This window comes from Dickeya parazeae Ech586 (genome assembly GCF_000025065.1).
Classification (GTDB): domain Bacteria; phylum Pseudomonadota; class Gammaproteobacteria; order Enterobacterales; family Enterobacteriaceae; genus Dickeya; species Dickeya zeae.
On sequence record NC_013592.1, the window covers coordinates 3,110,128 to 3,126,719 of the forward strand.

The 16,592-nt window shown below is 54.3% G+C and carries 16 protein-coding genes; 4 read left to right on the plus strand and 12 right to left on the minus strand.

The genetic code is table 11. The features are described from left to right. Window positions 1-25: 25 nt before the first annotated feature. Entirely contained in the window at window positions 26-481 is a 456-nt protein-coding gene (yfbV, locus tag DD586_RS13595) for a terminus macrodomain insulation protein YfbV (RefSeq protein ID WP_012885406.1), read from the minus strand. Between the two features lie 467 nt (window positions 482-948). Between yfbV and ackA the strand changes: the two genes are divergently transcribed. Both ackA and pta read left to right on the plus strand, forming a co-directional pair. Next, the gene (gene ackA, locus DD586_RS13600; protein WP_012885407.1) at window positions 949-2,151 is read left to right on the plus strand and encodes an acetate kinase; all 1,203 of its coding nucleotides are present in this window, start codon (window positions 949-951) and stop codon (window positions 2,149-2,151) included. An 89-nt stretch (window positions 2,152-2,240) separates the two neighbouring features. Next, window positions 2,241-4,382, plus strand: a complete 2,142-nt coding sequence (gene pta, locus DD586_RS13605; protein ID WP_012885408.1) for a phosphate acetyltransferase — start codon at window positions 2,241-2,243, stop codon at window positions 4,380-4,382. Between the two features lie 103 nt (window positions 4,383-4,485). Here the strand turns inward: pta and yfcD are convergent, their stop codons facing one another. Both yfcD and yfcE read right to left on the minus strand, forming a co-directional pair. Then, window positions 4,486-5,100: an NUDIX hydrolase YfcD gene (yfcD, locus tag DD586_RS13610; protein ID WP_012885409.1), complete on the minus strand. Its 615-nt coding sequence runs from the start codon at window positions 5,098-5,100 to the stop codon at window positions 4,486-4,488. Between the two features lie 93 nt (window positions 5,101-5,193). Continuing rightward, on the minus strand, window positions 5,194-5,745 hold the full coding sequence (gene yfcE / locus DD586_RS13615; RefSeq protein WP_012885410.1) for a phosphodiesterase: 552 nt from the start codon (window positions 5,743-5,745) through the stop codon (window positions 5,194-5,196). Between the two features lie 251 nt (window positions 5,746-5,996). Here yfcE and yfcG point away from each other — a divergent pair, with 251 nt between their 5' ends. Together yfcG and DD586_RS13625 are read left to right on the plus strand one after the other, a co-directional pair. Next, a complete protein-coding gene (gene yfcG / locus DD586_RS13620; RefSeq protein WP_012885411.1) occupies window positions 5,997-6,626 on the plus strand; it encodes a GSH-dependent disulfide bond oxidoreductase in 630 nt (209 codons plus the stop codon). Window positions 6,627-6,942: 316 nt separating this feature from the next. Further along, window positions 6,943-7,851, plus strand: coding sequence for a TIGR01777 family oxidoreductase (locus DD586_RS13625; RefSeq protein ID WP_012885412.1), 909 nt, complete (start codon window positions 6,943-6,945; stop codon window positions 7,849-7,851). A 64-nt stretch (window positions 7,852-7,915) separates the two neighbouring features. On the opposite strand, the gene hisP is transcribed toward DD586_RS13625, so the two are convergent. From hisP to folC, 9 genes are all read right to left on the minus strand, one after another. After that, on the minus strand, window positions 7,916-8,689 hold the full coding sequence (hisP, locus tag DD586_RS13630; RefSeq protein WP_012885413.1) for a histidine ABC transporter ATP-binding protein HisP: 774 nt from the start codon (window positions 8,687-8,689) through the stop codon (window positions 7,916-7,918). A 38-nt stretch (window positions 8,690-8,727) separates the two neighbouring features. Next, window positions 8,728-9,444: an ABC transporter permease gene (locus tag DD586_RS13635; protein ID WP_012885414.1), complete on the minus strand. Its 717-nt coding sequence runs from the start codon at window positions 9,442-9,444 to the stop codon at window positions 8,728-8,730. Next, complete coding sequence (locus DD586_RS13640) at window positions 9,437-10,126, minus strand: histidine ABC transporter permease HisQ (RefSeq protein WP_012885415.1); 690 nt, start codon at window positions 10,124-10,126, stop codon at window positions 9,437-9,439. The genes DD586_RS13635 and DD586_RS13640 overlap by 8 nt, the downstream gene beginning before the upstream one ends. A gap of 64 nt (window positions 10,127-10,190) precedes the next feature. Then, the gene (locus DD586_RS13645; RefSeq protein ID WP_012885416.1) at window positions 10,191-10,970 is read right to left on the minus strand and encodes a lysine/arginine/ornithine ABC transporter substrate-binding protein; all 780 of its coding nucleotides are present in this window, start codon (window positions 10,968-10,970) and stop codon (window positions 10,191-10,193) included. Between the two features lie 385 nt (window positions 10,971-11,355). Beyond that, on the minus strand, window positions 11,356-11,925 hold the full coding sequence (locus DD586_RS13650) for a UbiX family flavin prenyltransferase (protein ID WP_012885417.1): 570 nt from the start codon (window positions 11,923-11,925) through the stop codon (window positions 11,356-11,358). 144 nt (window positions 11,926-12,069) lie between these two features. After that, a complete protein-coding gene (gene purF / locus DD586_RS13655; protein WP_012885418.1) occupies window positions 12,070-13,587 on the minus strand; it encodes an amidophosphoribosyltransferase in 1,518 nt (505 codons plus the stop codon). A 30-nt stretch (window positions 13,588-13,617) separates the two neighbouring features. Further along, window positions 13,618-14,109: a colicin V production protein gene (cvpA, locus tag DD586_RS13660; RefSeq protein WP_012885419.1), complete on the minus strand. Its 492-nt coding sequence runs from the start codon at window positions 14,107-14,109 to the stop codon at window positions 13,618-13,620. Window positions 14,110-14,370: 261 nt separating this feature from the next. Beyond that, entirely contained in the window at window positions 14,371-15,255 is an 885-nt protein-coding gene (dedD, locus tag DD586_RS13665) for a cell division protein DedD (RefSeq protein ID WP_012885420.1), read from the minus strand. Further along, the gene (gene folC / locus DD586_RS13670) at window positions 15,245-16,513 is read right to left on the minus strand and encodes a bifunctional tetrahydrofolate synthase/dihydrofolate synthase (protein ID WP_012885421.1); all 1,269 of its coding nucleotides are present in this window, start codon (window positions 16,511-16,513) and stop codon (window positions 15,245-15,247) included. The genes dedD and folC overlap by 11 nt, the downstream gene beginning before the upstream one ends. Window positions 16,514-16,592: the final 79 nt, after the last annotated feature.

Sequence of the window (16,592 nt, forward strand, 5' to 3'; positions counted from 1 at the left end):
TCTTTGGCTAAAAACCGGGTTTACATCAAAGAGAGTCCAGGAATGTCTTATCAAGTTGTCTGAAGGCACGATTCAGCACATCCGCCAGCATCTGATAAGTGGGCTCCCCTTCCACCGGTGTCAGCGCCATCCCCGACGCCAGCAGCTTATTACGAATTTCATGAAACCAGTGTAATAAAGAAGGCGGCAACGGTGTCACCGAACGACGCCCCAGCCACCATAGCCCCTGCATTGGCAGGCTAAGCGCAAACAGAGCGGTTGCCACGCACGGACCTAATTGCCCGCCCAATCCAATTTGCCAGGTCAGGGTAAATACGGCCAATGGCGGCATGATGCGAATGGCAAACCGCGTGGCTCGCACCACACGATTTTCAGGAAACACCGGCGCCAGACGCTTATCCGCAGGCCAGGTTTTCATATAGTGCTGACCAAGACGGAACAGTTGTAGCCATCCTGTTTTACCGGAGGGTTTCGTCGTCACGCTTAACCTCAATTTCATGTATAAAAAATAAAAAATTCGTATAAATCACCAACTGCAATTGACAAACTTAAAATATATTTTGTGTTTAATGATTGCTATCGGTATCCTAAAATAGCCTTTTGGCCGCGATAAAAGCCGTCTGACACCGTCTGGTATTCGCTGTCGTGTCACTGTAGTGTCTGTGTGTTTTCAGACAGCGTTTTAGCCTGTCACTCAGCGAGTCGGGCCATTGTTGATTTAGCGCGCAGCCCCCCTCACGGGTATTTGCTGTCGCCGTTTTTTGCTGCGCCGATGTCACCTCGTCAGGGCGTTCATACGCCGCCAGTCGATCAACATCGGTGTTTTCCGTTGTCATGTCTGGAAAGTTGACCCGGCCATGATGTTAATCATAAATGTCAACCGTCTTCTGCGCTACGCTAGTCGTTGTATGACATTTTTTTAACCATGTATAACAAGTAGGTACTTCCATGTCGAGTAAGTTAGTACTGGTTCTTAACTGCGGTAGTTCTTCTCTGAAGTTCGCCATCATTGATGCGGTAAACGGAGATGAATACCTGTCTGGTCTGGCCGAGTGTTTCAATCTGCCAGAAGCGCGCATCAAATGGAAAATCGATGGCGGCAAACAGGAAGCCGCACTGGGTGCCGGTGCCGCCCACAGTGAAGCACTGAGTTTTATCGTTAACACCATCCTCAGCCAGAAGCCGGAACTCTCCGCTCAACTGGTAGCGATTGGTCATCGTATCGTACATGGCGGCGAGAAGTTCACCCAGTCCGCTGTGATCAACGACGAAGTGTTGCAGGGTATCAAAGATGCGGTTCCATTCGCACCGCTGCATAACCCGGCTCACCTGATCGGCATCGAAGAAGCACTGAAAGAATTCCCGCACCTGAAAGACAAGAACGTCGCTGTTTTCGACACCGCGTTCCATCAGACTATGCCGGAAGAAGCCTACCTGTATGCCCTGCCGTACAAATTATACAAAGAACATCACATCCGTCGTTACGGCGCTCACGGTACCAGCCACTACTTTGTTTCCCGTGAAGCGGCAAAAGTCCTGAACAAGCCGGTAGACGAACTGAACGTCATTACCTGCCATCTGGGCAACGGCGGTTCCGTTAGCGCGATTCGCAACGGCAAATGCGTTGATACCTCTATGGGTCTGACGCCGCTGGAAGGTCTGGTGATGGGTACCCGCAGTGGTGACATCGACCCGGCGGTGGTTTTCCACCTGCACGATTCGCTGGGTATGAGCGTAGACAGCATCAATAAACTGCTGACCAAAGAATCCGGCCTGCTGGGCCTGACTGAAGTGACCAGCGACTGCCGTTACGTGGAAGATAACTACGAAACCAAAGAAGACGCCAAGCGCGCGATGAACGTGTACTGCCACCGTCTGGCGAAGTACATCGGTTCTTACTCCGCACTGATGGAAGGCCGTCTGGATGCGGTTATCTTCACCGGTGGTATCGGTGAGAACGCCGCCATGGTCCGTGAGCTGACGCTGAAGCAACTGGGTCTGCTGGGCTTCGAAGTTGACCACGAGCGTAACCTGGCTGCCCGCTTCGGCAAAGGCGGCAACATCGCTAAAGACGGTACCCGTCCGGCATTGGTTATCCCGACCAACGAAGAACTGGTCATCGCTCAGGATGCACTGAGCCTGACCGCCTAAGTCTCCCCCACTCCGTCAGCCCAGGCTGACGGAGTTGTTTTAGCAGCATCGTTTTTGAACAACGAGCAACCGCAAACAGAGGTTAAGCCGTGTCCCGTACAATCATGTTGATTCCTACTGGCACCAGCGTGGGCCTGACCAGCGTCAGCCTGGGTGTCATTCGTTCCATGGAACAAAAAGGCGTGCGTCTGAGCGTATTCAAGCCTATCGCCCAGCCACGTTCCGGTGATAGCACACTGGATCAGACCACCACTATCGTTCGCGCCACATCCGCCATTCCAGCCGCTGAACCGCTGGCAATGAACTACGTGGAATCCATGCTGAGCAGCAACCAGCAGGACGTTCTGCTGGAAGAGATCATCGCTCGCTACCACGAAAACACCAAAGACGCAGAAGTCGTGTTGGTTGAAGGTCTGGTACCGACCCGTAAACACCAGTTCGCCAACGCGCTGAACTATGAAATCGCCAAAACGCTGAACGCGGAAATCGTCTTCGTACTGGCGCTGGGTAATGACTCCCCGGCACAGTTGAAAGAGCGTATCGATATCGCCCGCTCCAGCTTCGGCGGCAGCAAGAACAAAAACATCACCGGCGTTATCATCAACAAACTGAATGCGCCGGTCGATGAACAGGGCCGTACCCGTCCTGATCTGTCTGAGATCTTTGACGATTCGACCAAAGCCAGCGTTGCCAACATCGATCCGAAGCTGCTGTTTGCCAACAGCCCGCTGCCGATTCTGGGTTGTGTACCCTGGAGCTTCGATCTGATCGCCACCCGCGCCATCGACATGGCCAACCACCTGAACGCTCGTGTTATCAACACCGGCGACATTCAGACCCGTCGCGTGAAATCGGTAACGTTCTGCGCCCGCAGCATTCCGCACATGCTGGAGCATTTCCGCCCGGGGTCACTGTTGGTGACCTCAGCTGACCGTCCGGATGTACTGGTTGCTGCCTGTCTGGCTGCCATGAACGGTGTTGAAATCGGTGCCCTGCTGCTGACCGGCGGTTACGAAATCGACCCGGCTATCAGCAAGCTGTGCGAACGTGCCTTCCAGACCGGCCTGCCGGTGTTCATGGTCAAGACCAATACCTGGCAGACCTCACTGAACCTGCAAAGCTTCAATCTGGAACTGCCGCCGGACGACCATGAGCGTGTGGAAAAAGTGCAGGAATACGTGGCTCGTCACATCGATGCCCAGTGGATTGACTCCCTGACCGCCACCTCTGAGCGTTCACGTCGCCTGTCTCCGCCAGCGTTCCGTTATCAGTTGACCGAACTGGCACGTCAGGCTGGCAAACGCATCGTACTGCCGGAAGGCGACGAACCGCGTACCGTTAAAGCCGCTTCCATCTGTGCCGAACGCGGTATCGCACAGTGCGTGCTGTTGGGCAACCCGGATGAAATCCAGCGTGTCGCCGCTGCACAGGGTGTGGAACTGGGCAAAGGTATCGAGATTATCGACCCGGTTGAAGCCCGCGAACGCTATGTCCCGCGTCTGGTTGAACTGCGTAAGAGCAAAGGCATGACCGAAGTGGTCGCCCGCGAACAGCTCGAAGACAACGTGGTACTGGGTACCCTGATGCTGGAACAAGGCGAAGTTGACGGTCTGGTCTCTGGTGCCGTTCACACCACCGCTAACACCATTCGTCCGCCGTTGCAGTTGATCAAAACCGCACCGGGCAGCTCACTGGTGTCTTCCGTGTTCTTCATGCTGCTGCCAGAACAGGTACTGGTGTATGGCGACTGCGCCATCAACCCGGACCCGACGGCTGAACAGCTGGCTGAAATCGCTATCCAGTCCGCCGACTCGGCTGCCGCTTTCGGCATCGACCCGCGTGTGGCGATGATCTCCTACTCCACCGGTAACTCCGGTGCGGGCAGCGATGTCGATAAAGTTCGTGAAGCAACCCGTCTGGCGCAGGAAAAACGCCCGGATCTGGTCATCGATGGCCCGCTGCAGTACGACGCGGCTATCATGGCTGACGTTGCACAGTCCAAAGCACCGAACTCACCGGTTGCTGGTAAAGCCACCGTGTTCGTGTTCCCGGACCTCAACACCGGTAACACCACTTACAAAGCGGTACAGCGTTCTGCCGACCTGATTTCCATCGGGCCGATGCTGCAAGGCATGCGTAAACCGGTTAACGACCTGTCCCGTGGTGCACTGGTAGACGACATCGTCTATACCGTAGCCCTGACCGCTATTCAGGCTACTCAGATTGCCTGATAAGGGTGTAGCGGCGCATCAACTGATACGTCGCTACGACAGAAACACAAACGCCAGCATCCGCTGGCGTTTTTTATGCGACCCATTCTCACCGTAACGGCAATTAATGCTCTTCTTCTACGGCATCATGGTCTTGTGTTCCGCTCGGCTCCTCGTTTTGAGCGCGCGCCGTCACACGTGTCGGCTTGATGTAATCATTGTTGCTGCCGCTGTTGCGGCTTAGCCAAAGCGACAACGCTTTGAGTGAGTCCGGGGTGAACTCATCACAGCGCGCGGTAATCTCCTCCGGTGTCAGCCAGCTCACCTCGTCAATTTCTTCGGCTTGCAAGGCAAACGGGCCATGCATGACGCAACTGAACAACGCGCCCCACACCCGACAATCATCGCTTTCATAATAAAACAGGCCGTGTTCGGCAAACGGAACACCCGCGATACCCAATTCCTCTTCCGCCTCACGGCGCGCCGACTCCAGCAGATTTTCACCCGTTTGCACCACGCCGCCTGCAGTCGCATCCAGCCAGCCGGGGTAAAAATCTTTGGTTTCGGTACGGCGCTGGACCAGAATCTTGCCCATGCCATCATGTACGACAATATAGGTAGCGCGGTGTCGCAGATGCTGAGCACGCATCTGTTGGCGGCTCGACTGGGCAATCACCTCGTTGTTCTCATCAACGATGTCGACCCACTCTGTACCTGCCGTCTGTGTTTGTTCCACCATCCTCTGAAACCCTTTCGTCATCACGCGCTGATGCGCATCAGTTTTTAGAAATATTGGAATTATCGATGTAACCTGAGAGTAGTAGCGTCTAAATTAGTGGCTAATCGCAACCTGCGCAATAGTCTCCCCGCCTTGTAATGGCACAACCTGCAACACGCCGTTTTCCAGTAAGCCATAACTGGCAGGGTAACCGCCCTTCGGCAGGCTGACGGAGCCGGGGTTGAAGCAAAAAATATCATCACGTCGCTCGGCTACCGGGATATGAGTGTGACCAAACACCAGCACATCACCGGCGTGCAACGGTGGTCGTTTTTCCGGATGATAAAGGTGCCCGTGGGTTAAAAATAAGCGGTTGCCTGGTAACAGCACCTGCTGCCAGGGGGCAGTAATGGGGAATTGCAGCAGCATCTGGTCAACCTCGCTGTCACAATTTCCCCGCACCGCCATAATCTGCGACGCATAACGATTCAATAAACTCGCCACATCCGCAGGTTGATAGCGATCCGGCAACGGGTTACGGGGGCCGTGATTAAGAAAATCGCCCAGCAGAATCAGCCAATCGGCGCCGCTTTGTTCAAAACGGTCCAACAGGGTTTCAGTAGCTGACAGTGAGCCATGCAAGTCAGAGGCAAACATCAGTTTCATGGTTCTATCCCGATGTGTGAATACATTCAGTCTCGCTATAGTACCAAAAACCCATGTCATCACAGGCAAAATTATCAGCCCTGACGCTTTTCATTCAACCACGATAACGCCGCGCTATCTGTATGAAAGAAAAAGAATAGCCATAACGGTTATTTATGTTTTATCCACTAAGGTGCTAGGCTTTTGTCTGCAAACTGCTTTTCGGAGTCCTCAGCCTCAAGGCAATGATTCCCCCACTGGAGAGATGATTCATGATTGATTTGTATTATGCCCCGACGCCTAACGGTCACAAAATCACCCTGTTCCTGGAAGAAGCACAATTACCTTACCAATTGCACAGGGTCGATATCAGTGCTGGCGACCAGTTTAAACCGGCGTTCCTGGCAATTTCCCCGAATAACAAAATCCCCGCGATTGTGGATAACCAACCGGCAGATCAGGGTGCTCCGCTCAGCCTGTTTGAATCTGGGGCTATCTTGCTCTATCTGGCGGAAAAAACCGGCAAACTATTGAGTACCGACATGCGGGAGCGCGCTACCACCCTGCAATGGTTATTCTGGCAAATGGCAGGCTTTGGCCCAATGCTGGGACAAAACCATCATTTCAATCACTTTGCTCCGCAGCCGGTACCCTATGCTATCGAGCGCTATCAGAAAGAAACGGAACGGCTATACGGTGTGTTGAACAAGCAGTTGTCCGAGCACACCTGGCTGGCCGGCAATGCGTACAGTATTGCCGATATCGCCACCTATCCCTGGGTGGTGTCGCATGAACGCCAGCGCATTGATCTTAACGACTTCCCGGCGGTGAAAAGCTGGTTTGAACGCATCCGCGAACGTCCGGCTACAGAGCGAGCCTATCAACTGGCCGCAAAAGCCTGACAAACACCGAATGAGAAGCCCCACGCCCGGTTAACCGGGCGTGATCCCTTCCTGTACACCATCCCTTCACTCTCGATTATCATCTCGCGGATTATCGCGACGCTTTCTGTTGTTATCCCATCACGCTATGCTGTTTCAGCTAAGCGGAAAAGTGCTTGTTCCGCTGATAAAAATTCCCTGAGATGTGGGTAATATCACCGGCAGGTACAGATGAATCATCTATGCTGAAATCAGAGTGAGTCAACGCGATTCCAGCGTATAAAGCACCACCGTCAGCCCCAGGGGAATAACCTGATACACAAAGCGAGGCCAGCATATGAAGCTACTGATTACCGGAGGAACCGGCCTTATTGGGCGTCATCTGATTGCGCGTTTGTTGTCCCTGTCACATCAGGTCACCGTCGTTTCCCGCTCGCCGGAACGTGCACGGCGACTCTTGGGCGATAAGGTGACTTACTGGCATGGGCTGGAAGATAAAACTTCGTTGGATGGCTTTGATGGCGTCATCAATCTGGCAGGAGAGCCTATCGCCGATAAGCGCTGGACCAAAGCCCAGAAAGCCCGGTTGTGCCATAGCCGCTGGGACATCACCCGGCAACTGGCACAGTTGATCCGCCACAGCCAGACGCCGCCTGCGGTGTTTTTGTCCGGTTCAGCCGTTGGCTATTACGGCGATCAGGGACAGGCGCTGGTGACCGAAGATGAGCCGCCTCACGATGACTTTACCCATGAGCTCTGCGCCCGTTGGGAAGCGCTGGCGTTGGAGGCAGAAAGCGATAAGACCCGTGTATGCCTGATGCGTACCGGGGTGGTGCTATCGGCAGAAGGCGGCGCGCTGGCAAAAATGATGCCAGTTTTCCGCCTCGGGTTAGGTGGCCCGATAGGCTCCGGCAGGCAATACCTGCCGTGGATTCATATCGATGATATGACCAACGCGATTTTATACCTGCTGGATACCCCCATGCTGAACGGTCCCTTCAACATGGTGTCGCCTTATCCGGTGCGTAACGAGAAATTCTCCGCCATGCTGGCGAATGTGCTGGATCGTCCCGGCTTTATGCGCACGCCTGGCTGGGCACTCAGAATACTGATGGGGGAAGCCGCGACACTGTTACTGGGCGGGCAGCGTGCCATTCCCCAGCAATTGGAGAAAGCTGGGTTCGGTTTCCGCTTTTTCGAACTTGAAGAAGCCTTGAACGACTTGTTGCACCCTCGCGCCAGCTGAGTGATTTCAACCCGCGCGAGGAGTGCGTGATGTGAGCAACGAGACGTCTACGGTGAGGTGAACGTTACTTCAGCGCACCAGACAGGAACTGCTGTAAACGAGGGCTTTGCGGGTTGCCGAATAGCGCCTCCGGCGGGCCCTCTTCTTCCACTACGCCCTGATGCAGGAAAATCACGTGGCTCGACACATGCCGGGCAAACTCCATTTCATGGGTCACCACCACCATGGTTTTGCCCTCTTCTGCCAGTTGCTGCATGATGCGCAGCACTTCGCCCACCAGTTCTGGGTCCAGCGCGGAAGTCGGCTCATCAAACAGTAACACATCCGGCTCCATCGCCAATGCGCGGGCAATAGAAACGCGCTGCTGTTGACCACCAGACAAATCAGAGGGGTACTTCTCCTGTGACGCCCCGGTGATCCCGACCTTATTCAGATAGAACTCCGCACGTTTACGGGCTTCCGCCTTACTCAGCCCCAACACCTGTACCGGCGCTTCCATGACGTTTTCCAACGCCGTCATGAAGCTCCACAAGTTGAAATGCTGAAACACCATCGTCAACCGGGTACGCAGCAATTGTAGCTGCTTTTTGTCAAAAACCTTGAGCTGGCCGTCCTTGTCCCGCACCATGTGGATTTCCTGTCCATTCACATGGATAGACCCTTCGCACGGTTTCTCCAGAAAGTTGATACACCGTAATAAGGTGCTCTTCCCCGACCCCGATGATCCAATAATCGAAATAACGTCCCCGGCTTTAGCCTGTAATGAAATGCCTTTCAGCACCTCATGCTGACCATAACGCTTACGCAATTCCGTCACCATCAGCTTATTATTCTGCATGCTTTATCTGTTCCTGCACAATTTAATGGAATGAACGGTTAATGGGATGAACGGGTGTGAAGATGCCGTAACCAGCGGCGTTCGGCCTTCCTGAACAACGCAATCAGTACGAACGATATCGCCAGGTACATCGCGCCTGCAATGCCAAAGGCGTAAAACGGTTGATAGGTGGCGGCGTTAATATCACGCGCCACCTTCAGCAAGTCCGGCACCGTGACGGTAAAGGCCAACGCAGTAGAATGCAGCATCAGGATGACTTCGTTGCTGTAAGCCGGTAAGGCGATGCGCAACGCACCCGGCAAAATGATGCAGCGATACTGTTTGAAACGCGAAAAACCATAGGCACGAGCCGCTTCGATTTCACCATGCGGCACCGAGCGAATGGCCCCGGCAAAAATCTCCGTGGTATAAGCACAGGTGTTGAGCGCCAGCGCCAGAATAGCGCAATTCAGACCGCTGCGAAAAAAAGCATTCAGCAAATCAGTACCGCGCACAATCTCCAGACTGTACACGCCAGAATAAAATACCAGCAGTTGCACGTAGAGCGGTGTACCGCGAAACACGTAGGTAAAAACCCATACCGGCAACCAGTAACGACGACGCGGCGAAACACGGGCCACCGCCAACGGAACCGCCATCAGCCCCCCGATGGTTACCGAGATAATCAGCAGCCACAGTGTCATCGCCAGCCCGGTAAGGCGATAGCCGTCGCTCCACAGCAGTGCCTGCCAATATTGTTGTAGAATCTCACTCATAATTTACTTTCCGGACTCCCTGCGAGTAGCGTTTTTCCAGCCACCACAGCACCCCGTTGGAAAGGGTGGTAAAAACCAGATACAGCACACCGGCGACAATGGCGAAAAAGAACGGATGGTGCGTGCCTTTCCCGGCTAATTGCGTCGCTTTGATCACATCGCTCAGCCCCAGCAGCGACACCAGCGCCGTCGCCTTCAGGATAACCTGCCAGTTGTTGCCGATGCCCGGCAGCGCAAATCGCATCATCGACGGAAACATAATGCGGCGAAACACCTTCATCGGTGTAAAGCCAAACGCCACAGCGGCTTCAATCTGGCCACGCGGTACCGCCAGATAGGCCCCACGGAAGGTTTCAGTGAAGTACGCGCCGTAGATGAATCCCACTGTAATAATCCCGGCACCCATCGGATCGATGTCGATTTGATCCACGCCCAGCGTTTCGGTGATGCTGTTAAGTACCATCTGCAACCCATAAAAAATCAGCAGCATCAGCACCAGGTCTGGTACGCCGCGAATCAGGGTGGTATAGCCAGAAAAAAAGCCGGACAACAATCGACTGGATGAGAGCTTCGCCGCAGCGCCCATCAGACCAATCAGCAGTGACAGCACCAGTGAGCACAACGCCAGTTGCAACGTCATGCGCGCGCCATCCATGATTAACTCGGAATAGCCATAAAGCATTACATCAATCCGCTCAGAAAAGACATGCCCCTGCCTGCGCCAGGCAGGGGTTAATCAGGAAGGCTTAATCACCGTACACGTTGAAGTCAAAGTACTTCTTCGCCAGTTTGTCGTAGGTACCGTCTTTACGCATATCAGCAAATGCTTTGTCCAGCGCCACTTTCAGATCGGTTTCATCTTTACGCAGCCCCATACCGGTACCAACGCCGAACAGCTTGTCGTCTTTCACCGCCGGGCCGGCAAACGCATAATCTTTACCTGCAGCCTGCTTGAGGAAACCTTCGCTGCCTGCCACTTCATCCTGGAAGGCCGCGTCGATGCGCCCGGAGGTCAGGTCGGCATAGATCAGATCCTGGTTCTGGTAGGCCACCACATCCACCCCTTTCGGCTGCCAGTACTGGTTGGCGTAAGCCTCCTGCGTGGATGCCTGCAATACGCCGACACGTTTGCCCTTCAGTGCGTCCAATGCCGGCACAATCGGCGAGCCTTTTTTCGCGATCAGGCGAGCATTCGCGGCGTACAGTTTGTCGGTAAACGCAATTTCCTGCTGACGTTTTTCAGTGATAGAGAGGGAGGAGATGATGGCATCGATCTTTTTCGCTTTCAGTGATGGGATCAACGCGTCGAAATCACTCTCAACGAAGGTGCAATTGGCCTTAATGCGTTGGCACAAATCTTTTGCCAGGTCGATATCAAACCCAACCAGTTGGCCACTGGCATCTTTGGATTCGAACGGCGCATACGTCGGGTCGGTACCAATCTTGATATTTTTCGGAACCTCGGCGAACGCACTGCCTGCCGCGAATACCAGTGCAAGGGGCAAAAGTTTCAACATTTTTTTCATTGCATTACCCTTATTTTATGATTGTCTATGCCTAAGTGATGTTGACTGCGAACGCAAAACCGTTGTGATGAATACGTTTGCTGTGTGCATTAATTTATGTGCTGTTTGGCAAAATATAGCAAATTTTATGCCATAAAAAACATGCCACTCTGCATAAAGTCAGATCCCGTGACCATGACAATCACATCAATATAATCAATAAATTATCCCGGTATCAGCGACAGAGGGAGGGGATGGCGCAACACGGCCCCGCATGATGCGCACAACCATGGTGCATCGATGTGCACCATAAAAATAATATGCATCAAAATAGTGCAGTTCATGACACTATCATCAGGCAGCCTGACGCGGTAATAGCGCCGTGAAGGGATATCACATGGGAGGCTTACGCGCCCTGCCAGCGTGTAAAGAGCTCTTGCGGCAATTCGATATCAAATTGATCAAGTACCCGATTAACGGTCTGATCGACGATATCTTGCACAGTTTGTGGGCGATGGTAAAACGCAGGCACCGGCGGCATGATGACCGCCCCCATTTCTGCGGCGGCATTCATCAACCGCAAATGGCCGATGTGAAGCGGCGTTTCCCGCACACACAACACCAGCGGGCGGCGCTCTTTCAGCACCACGTCTGCCGCACGAGTCAGCAAACTATCGGTATAGCTGTGCGTAATACCCGACAAAGTTTTGATAGAACACGGCAGAATCACCATCCCTGCGGTTTTAAACGAACCGGATGAAATGCTGGCGGCAATATCACGGGAATCATGCACGACGTCAGCCAGCGACTGCACATCGCGCACGGTCAGATCGGTTTCCAGCGCCAGCGTTTGCCGGGCTGCCGGGCTCATCACCAAATGGGTTTCAACCCCGCTTACCGGTTGCAGCACCTGCAACAACCGCACCCCATATATCACGCCGCTGGCGCCAGAAATACCGACAATCAGTCGTTTCATTTTCACCTCACGGGCCACCGCCGCAGCGGTACTCACAACTTGTGCGCTGACTTTGCCGCATCACCTACAGATTGGCAAGAATAACAGCGACAAAAAAGGGAGCTTGCGCTCCCTGTATCGTTATCGGTCGATAGCTGACGATACTTAACCTTCGTTGTGCAGTTCCAGGTCTTCGACTTCATTCTGGCTACGCATCGCTTTGGCATCGTCATTGCGCAACGCTTCCAGATAGTCGAGATAATCCTGATTCACATCTTTGGTGACATACACACCGTTGAACACTGAACATTCGAACTGGACGATTTCCGGATTATCTTCCCGCACCGCCTCGATCAAATCGGTCAGGTCCTGGAAAATCAGGGCATCGGCACCAATAATCTTACGAATTTCTTCCACTTCACGGCCGTGGGCAATCAGCTCGTTAACGCTTGGCATATCAATGCCATACACATTCGGGAAGCGGATTTCCGGTGCCGCAGAAGCCAGATAAACCCGGCGGGCGCCCGCTTCACGCGCCATCTCCACAATCTGCTGAGACGTGGTGCCGCGCACGATAGAGTCATCCACCAGCAGGACGTTTTTACCGCGGAATTCTGCCCGGTTAGCGTTCAGCTTACGGCGCACGGATTTAATGCGGGTTTGCTGACCCGGCATGATAAAAGTACGGCCGACATAGCGGTTTTTCACAAACCCCTGACGGTATGGTTTATTGATGATACGAGCGATTTCCAGCGCGATATCGCAGGAGGTCTCTGGAATCGGAATCACAACATCGATATCCAGTTCTTCCCACTGGCGGGCAATTTTCTCACCCAGCTTCTGCCCCATCCGCACACGCGCGCTGTAGACTGAAATTTTGTCGATGAAGGAGTCAGGACGTGCGAAATAGACATACTCGAACAGGCACGGGTGGCTTTTCGGATTTTCCGCACACTGGCGGGTAAACAGCTGACCGTTTTCGGTAATGTATACCGCCTCGCCCGGTGCCACATCACGCAGAAATTCAAAGCCCAGCGTATCCAGCGCGACACTCTCCGACGCCACGATATACTCGTTACGCCCATCTTCCAGTTCACGCTTGCCGATCACCAGCGGACGAATACCGTTTGGATCGCGGAAAGCCACCATGCCGTGGCCGATAATCATGCCAATGCAGGCGTAAGCACCACGAATCTGCTGATGCACGGCTGCCACCGCCGCAAAAATGTTATCCGCTTCCAGCGGATAGTGCTGAAAACGGTCCAGCTCTTTGGCAAAGACGTTCAGCAGAATTTCGGAGTCCGACGTGGTATTGACATGACGACGGCCTTCTTCAAACAGCTTTTGACGCAGTTCATGGGCGTTGGTCAGGTTGCCGTTGTGAGCCAGCGTAATGCCGAACGGGGAGTTGACATAGAAAGGCTGGGCCTCTGAGGCGCTGGAGCTGCCCGCGGTGGGATAGCGCACGTGGCCGATCCCCATGTTGCCCTGCAACCGTTGCATGTGCCGGGCTTCAAACACATCCTTCACCAAACCGTTTGCTTTTCGCAGGCGAAAGCAATTGGTTTCATTAATGGTGACGATGCCTGCGGCATCCTGCCCACGGTGCTGTAACACCGTTAACGCGTCATAAATCGACTGGTTGACCGGTGTAAAACCGGCGATACCGACAATACCGCACATGTGGTCTTTTCCTCATCAGCGCTACCGCGGCTAGATGTGCCGCGGCAAGAAACTCGACGTGCTTTGCAGGTAGTCAAAAAACCACCTGATGATATAACTGAATTGCGGGATCAGATGGGACTGCTTCCAGTCAGCACTCTGTGAAAAACCGGTGAAGGTATCGAGAAAAAACAGTAACGCAGAGACTATCAACACACCACGCAAGGCACCAAAACAAATGCCCAGTACCCGATCAGTGCCCGATAATCCGGTGCGTTCAACCAACGAACCGATCACATAATTGACGATAGCACCCACAATCAACGTCGCAATAAACAGAATGGCAATAGCGATACCGTTGCGCACCAGCTCATCAGTAAACCGCGTGAAATAGACCGCGAGATAGGCATAGTAGTGGCTGGCGATAAAGAACGCCGCCCCCCAGGTCACCAGCGACAGCGCTTCACGTACAAACCCCCGGATGAGACTGACCAGAGCCGAGAATCCGACAATACCGATAATGACGTAATCAACCCAAACCATGAACTATCCTAATAATGAACGATGACAATCATAGCGCCGCTCATCCTGTTCGCGGCGCATTCTAACAGAAAAAGAAAACGTTTGCGTAGCGTATTTCCTGCCGATTTTTTCGATAGGCGAAGAAATTAAAAAAACCGTCTGCCGCCAGACAAATAGCGCCTGTTGTTCGCTACCCGCCGTCTTGCTTCGTCCCACAAAACACAAGGGGCAAGGTCGCTACGCTCCCCCACCCCTCAATGTACTGACTGACGGTCGGCCGACTCAGCGCGCGCTGTACGACCGAACCTGTCCGCTCAACCCGCTCAGTTGCTGCAAGTCTCCCAATGCTGACTGCAGTTTCTGCTTCGATGCATCCGGCCCGACATAGATACGGGTAATCTGCCCGGCTACCGGTGCCGATGGCACGGTATAGGCGCGATATCCCGACAAGCGCAACTTCGCGACAATCTCATTGACCTTGTCAGCGTTCTTCAATGCACCTAACTGCACCACAAAAGCCTGACCTGCCGGAGCCTGCTCCTGCGATGCCGCTTTAGCGTCCGTCGGCTTGTTTTCTGTGGATCGGTTTTCTGTTGCTCGGGTGTCGGTTCTTGCTTCCGCTACCGGTTTTTCGCTCGGCTTGCTGTCAGATGACTTGTTATCAGCCGTTTTGCTTTCTGCCGTTTTGCTTTCTGCTGTTTTCACGTCGGGCTTAGGCCGGGTATCCGCTTTCGTTTCCGGCTTTTTCGGTTCCGGTTTCGCTGGCTGCGCTTTCATCGCGGGTGGAGCCAGTTGCAGCACTGGCTGACGCGGTTCTGTCACCAGCGGGGCGACAGGCGTCGCCGGATGGGCAGACGACGGCGATGCCCCACGACGTTCCGGTACAGCGGGTGCCGGAGTCGGTTCAGGTACCGTTTCGGCATCAGCGTTATTTTTGTTTTGCATTGCAGCTTCAGCGCCTTCAGGCGGCTGGGCAGGCAACGACTGATTGACAGGCGGCATCGACTCCGCCTCCAGCGTATCGCCCGGCTTGGGAACCAGCGGGATGGCGGCAAACTCGTCTTCGTAATGCTTTTTTTTGCCATCCAACAGCCCAGGCAGCACGATGACACCCAGCGCCACCAGCACAACGGTTCCCACCAGGCGATTCTGAAACTTACTCGCCATGCATTCCGCTCCCGTCCAACGCTTCCATCACATGCGCGACAGTATGGAAAGAACCACAAACAATCACCACATCATTTTCTCCAGCGTCCTGCATCGCCTGACGCCAGGCTGTCGCCACATCCGAATACCGGGTACAGAGCGCCAGATGCTCAGCCAATTGATCGGCACTGGCACCGCGCGGGCCTTCCAGCGGCGCGCAGTACCAGACATCGACCTGCGGCTTAAGATGCGCCAACGTACCAGGAATATCTTTATCGGCCAGCATACCGACCACCGCCCGTACCTGACCGGTACGCGGCAAATCAGCCAGCCGGGCAGCCAGATAAGCGGCTGCATGAGGATTATGCGCGACATCCAGAATCAACAACGGTTTTTCGCTCACAATCTGGAAACGGCCCGGCAGCTGCGCCTGACGCAATCCCTGGCGAATCACATTGACACTCAGTGCAATGTCAGAAACCTGCAGCGCTGCCAGCGCGGTGGCTGCATTGGCCAACGGCACGGAGGGGATGGGCAGCGCCTCATAGCACACGTCGCCGCTCTGCCAACGCCAGCCGCCATCCTGCAATGAAAACTGCCAATCTGCACCCCGGCGAAACAGCAGGGCGCCTTTTTCCTGCGCAACGGCGGCGATGGATACTGGCATGTCCGGCTCGCCCACCACTGCCGGTCGGTTGCCACGGAAGATCCCTGCTTTTTCCCGACCGATGCTGTCACGGTCGTTGCCCAGCCAGTCGGTATGATCGAGCGCGATGCTGGTTACCACCGCCACATCGGCATCCACAATGTTAGTGGCATCCAGGCGACCACCCAGACCCACCTCCAGTATCACCACATCCAGTTGTGCCTGTTTAAACAACCACAATGCCGCCAGCGTACCGAATTCAAAATAGGTCAGCGACGTACCGCCGCGACCCGCTTCGACAGCCGCAAAGGCTTCAGCATGCAGTGATTCTGCTAATTCCTGGCCCTGAATGCGCACGCGCTCGGTGTAACGCAGCAAATGTGGCGAACTGTAAACACCAACACGTAACCCGGCAGCGCTCAGAATGGACTCCAGCGTGCAGCAGGTTGTGCCTTTGCCGTTGGTTCCCGCTACGGTAAATACGCGGGGTGCGGGTTGTTGTAGCTGCAAGCATTCCGCGACATGCCGGATGCGATCCAGACCCAGATCAATGGCCTGACTGTGCAGATGTTCAAGATAGTGAAGCCACGTGGCCAAAGGCGACGTGGCTTGAGGTGTCTGAAGATTGTCCATGAGTCCCGTTCACTGACTTACGGTTGATTACTGCCGGGAACACGGCAACAACGCCGCCCAGCTCCCGGTTCATCATTGA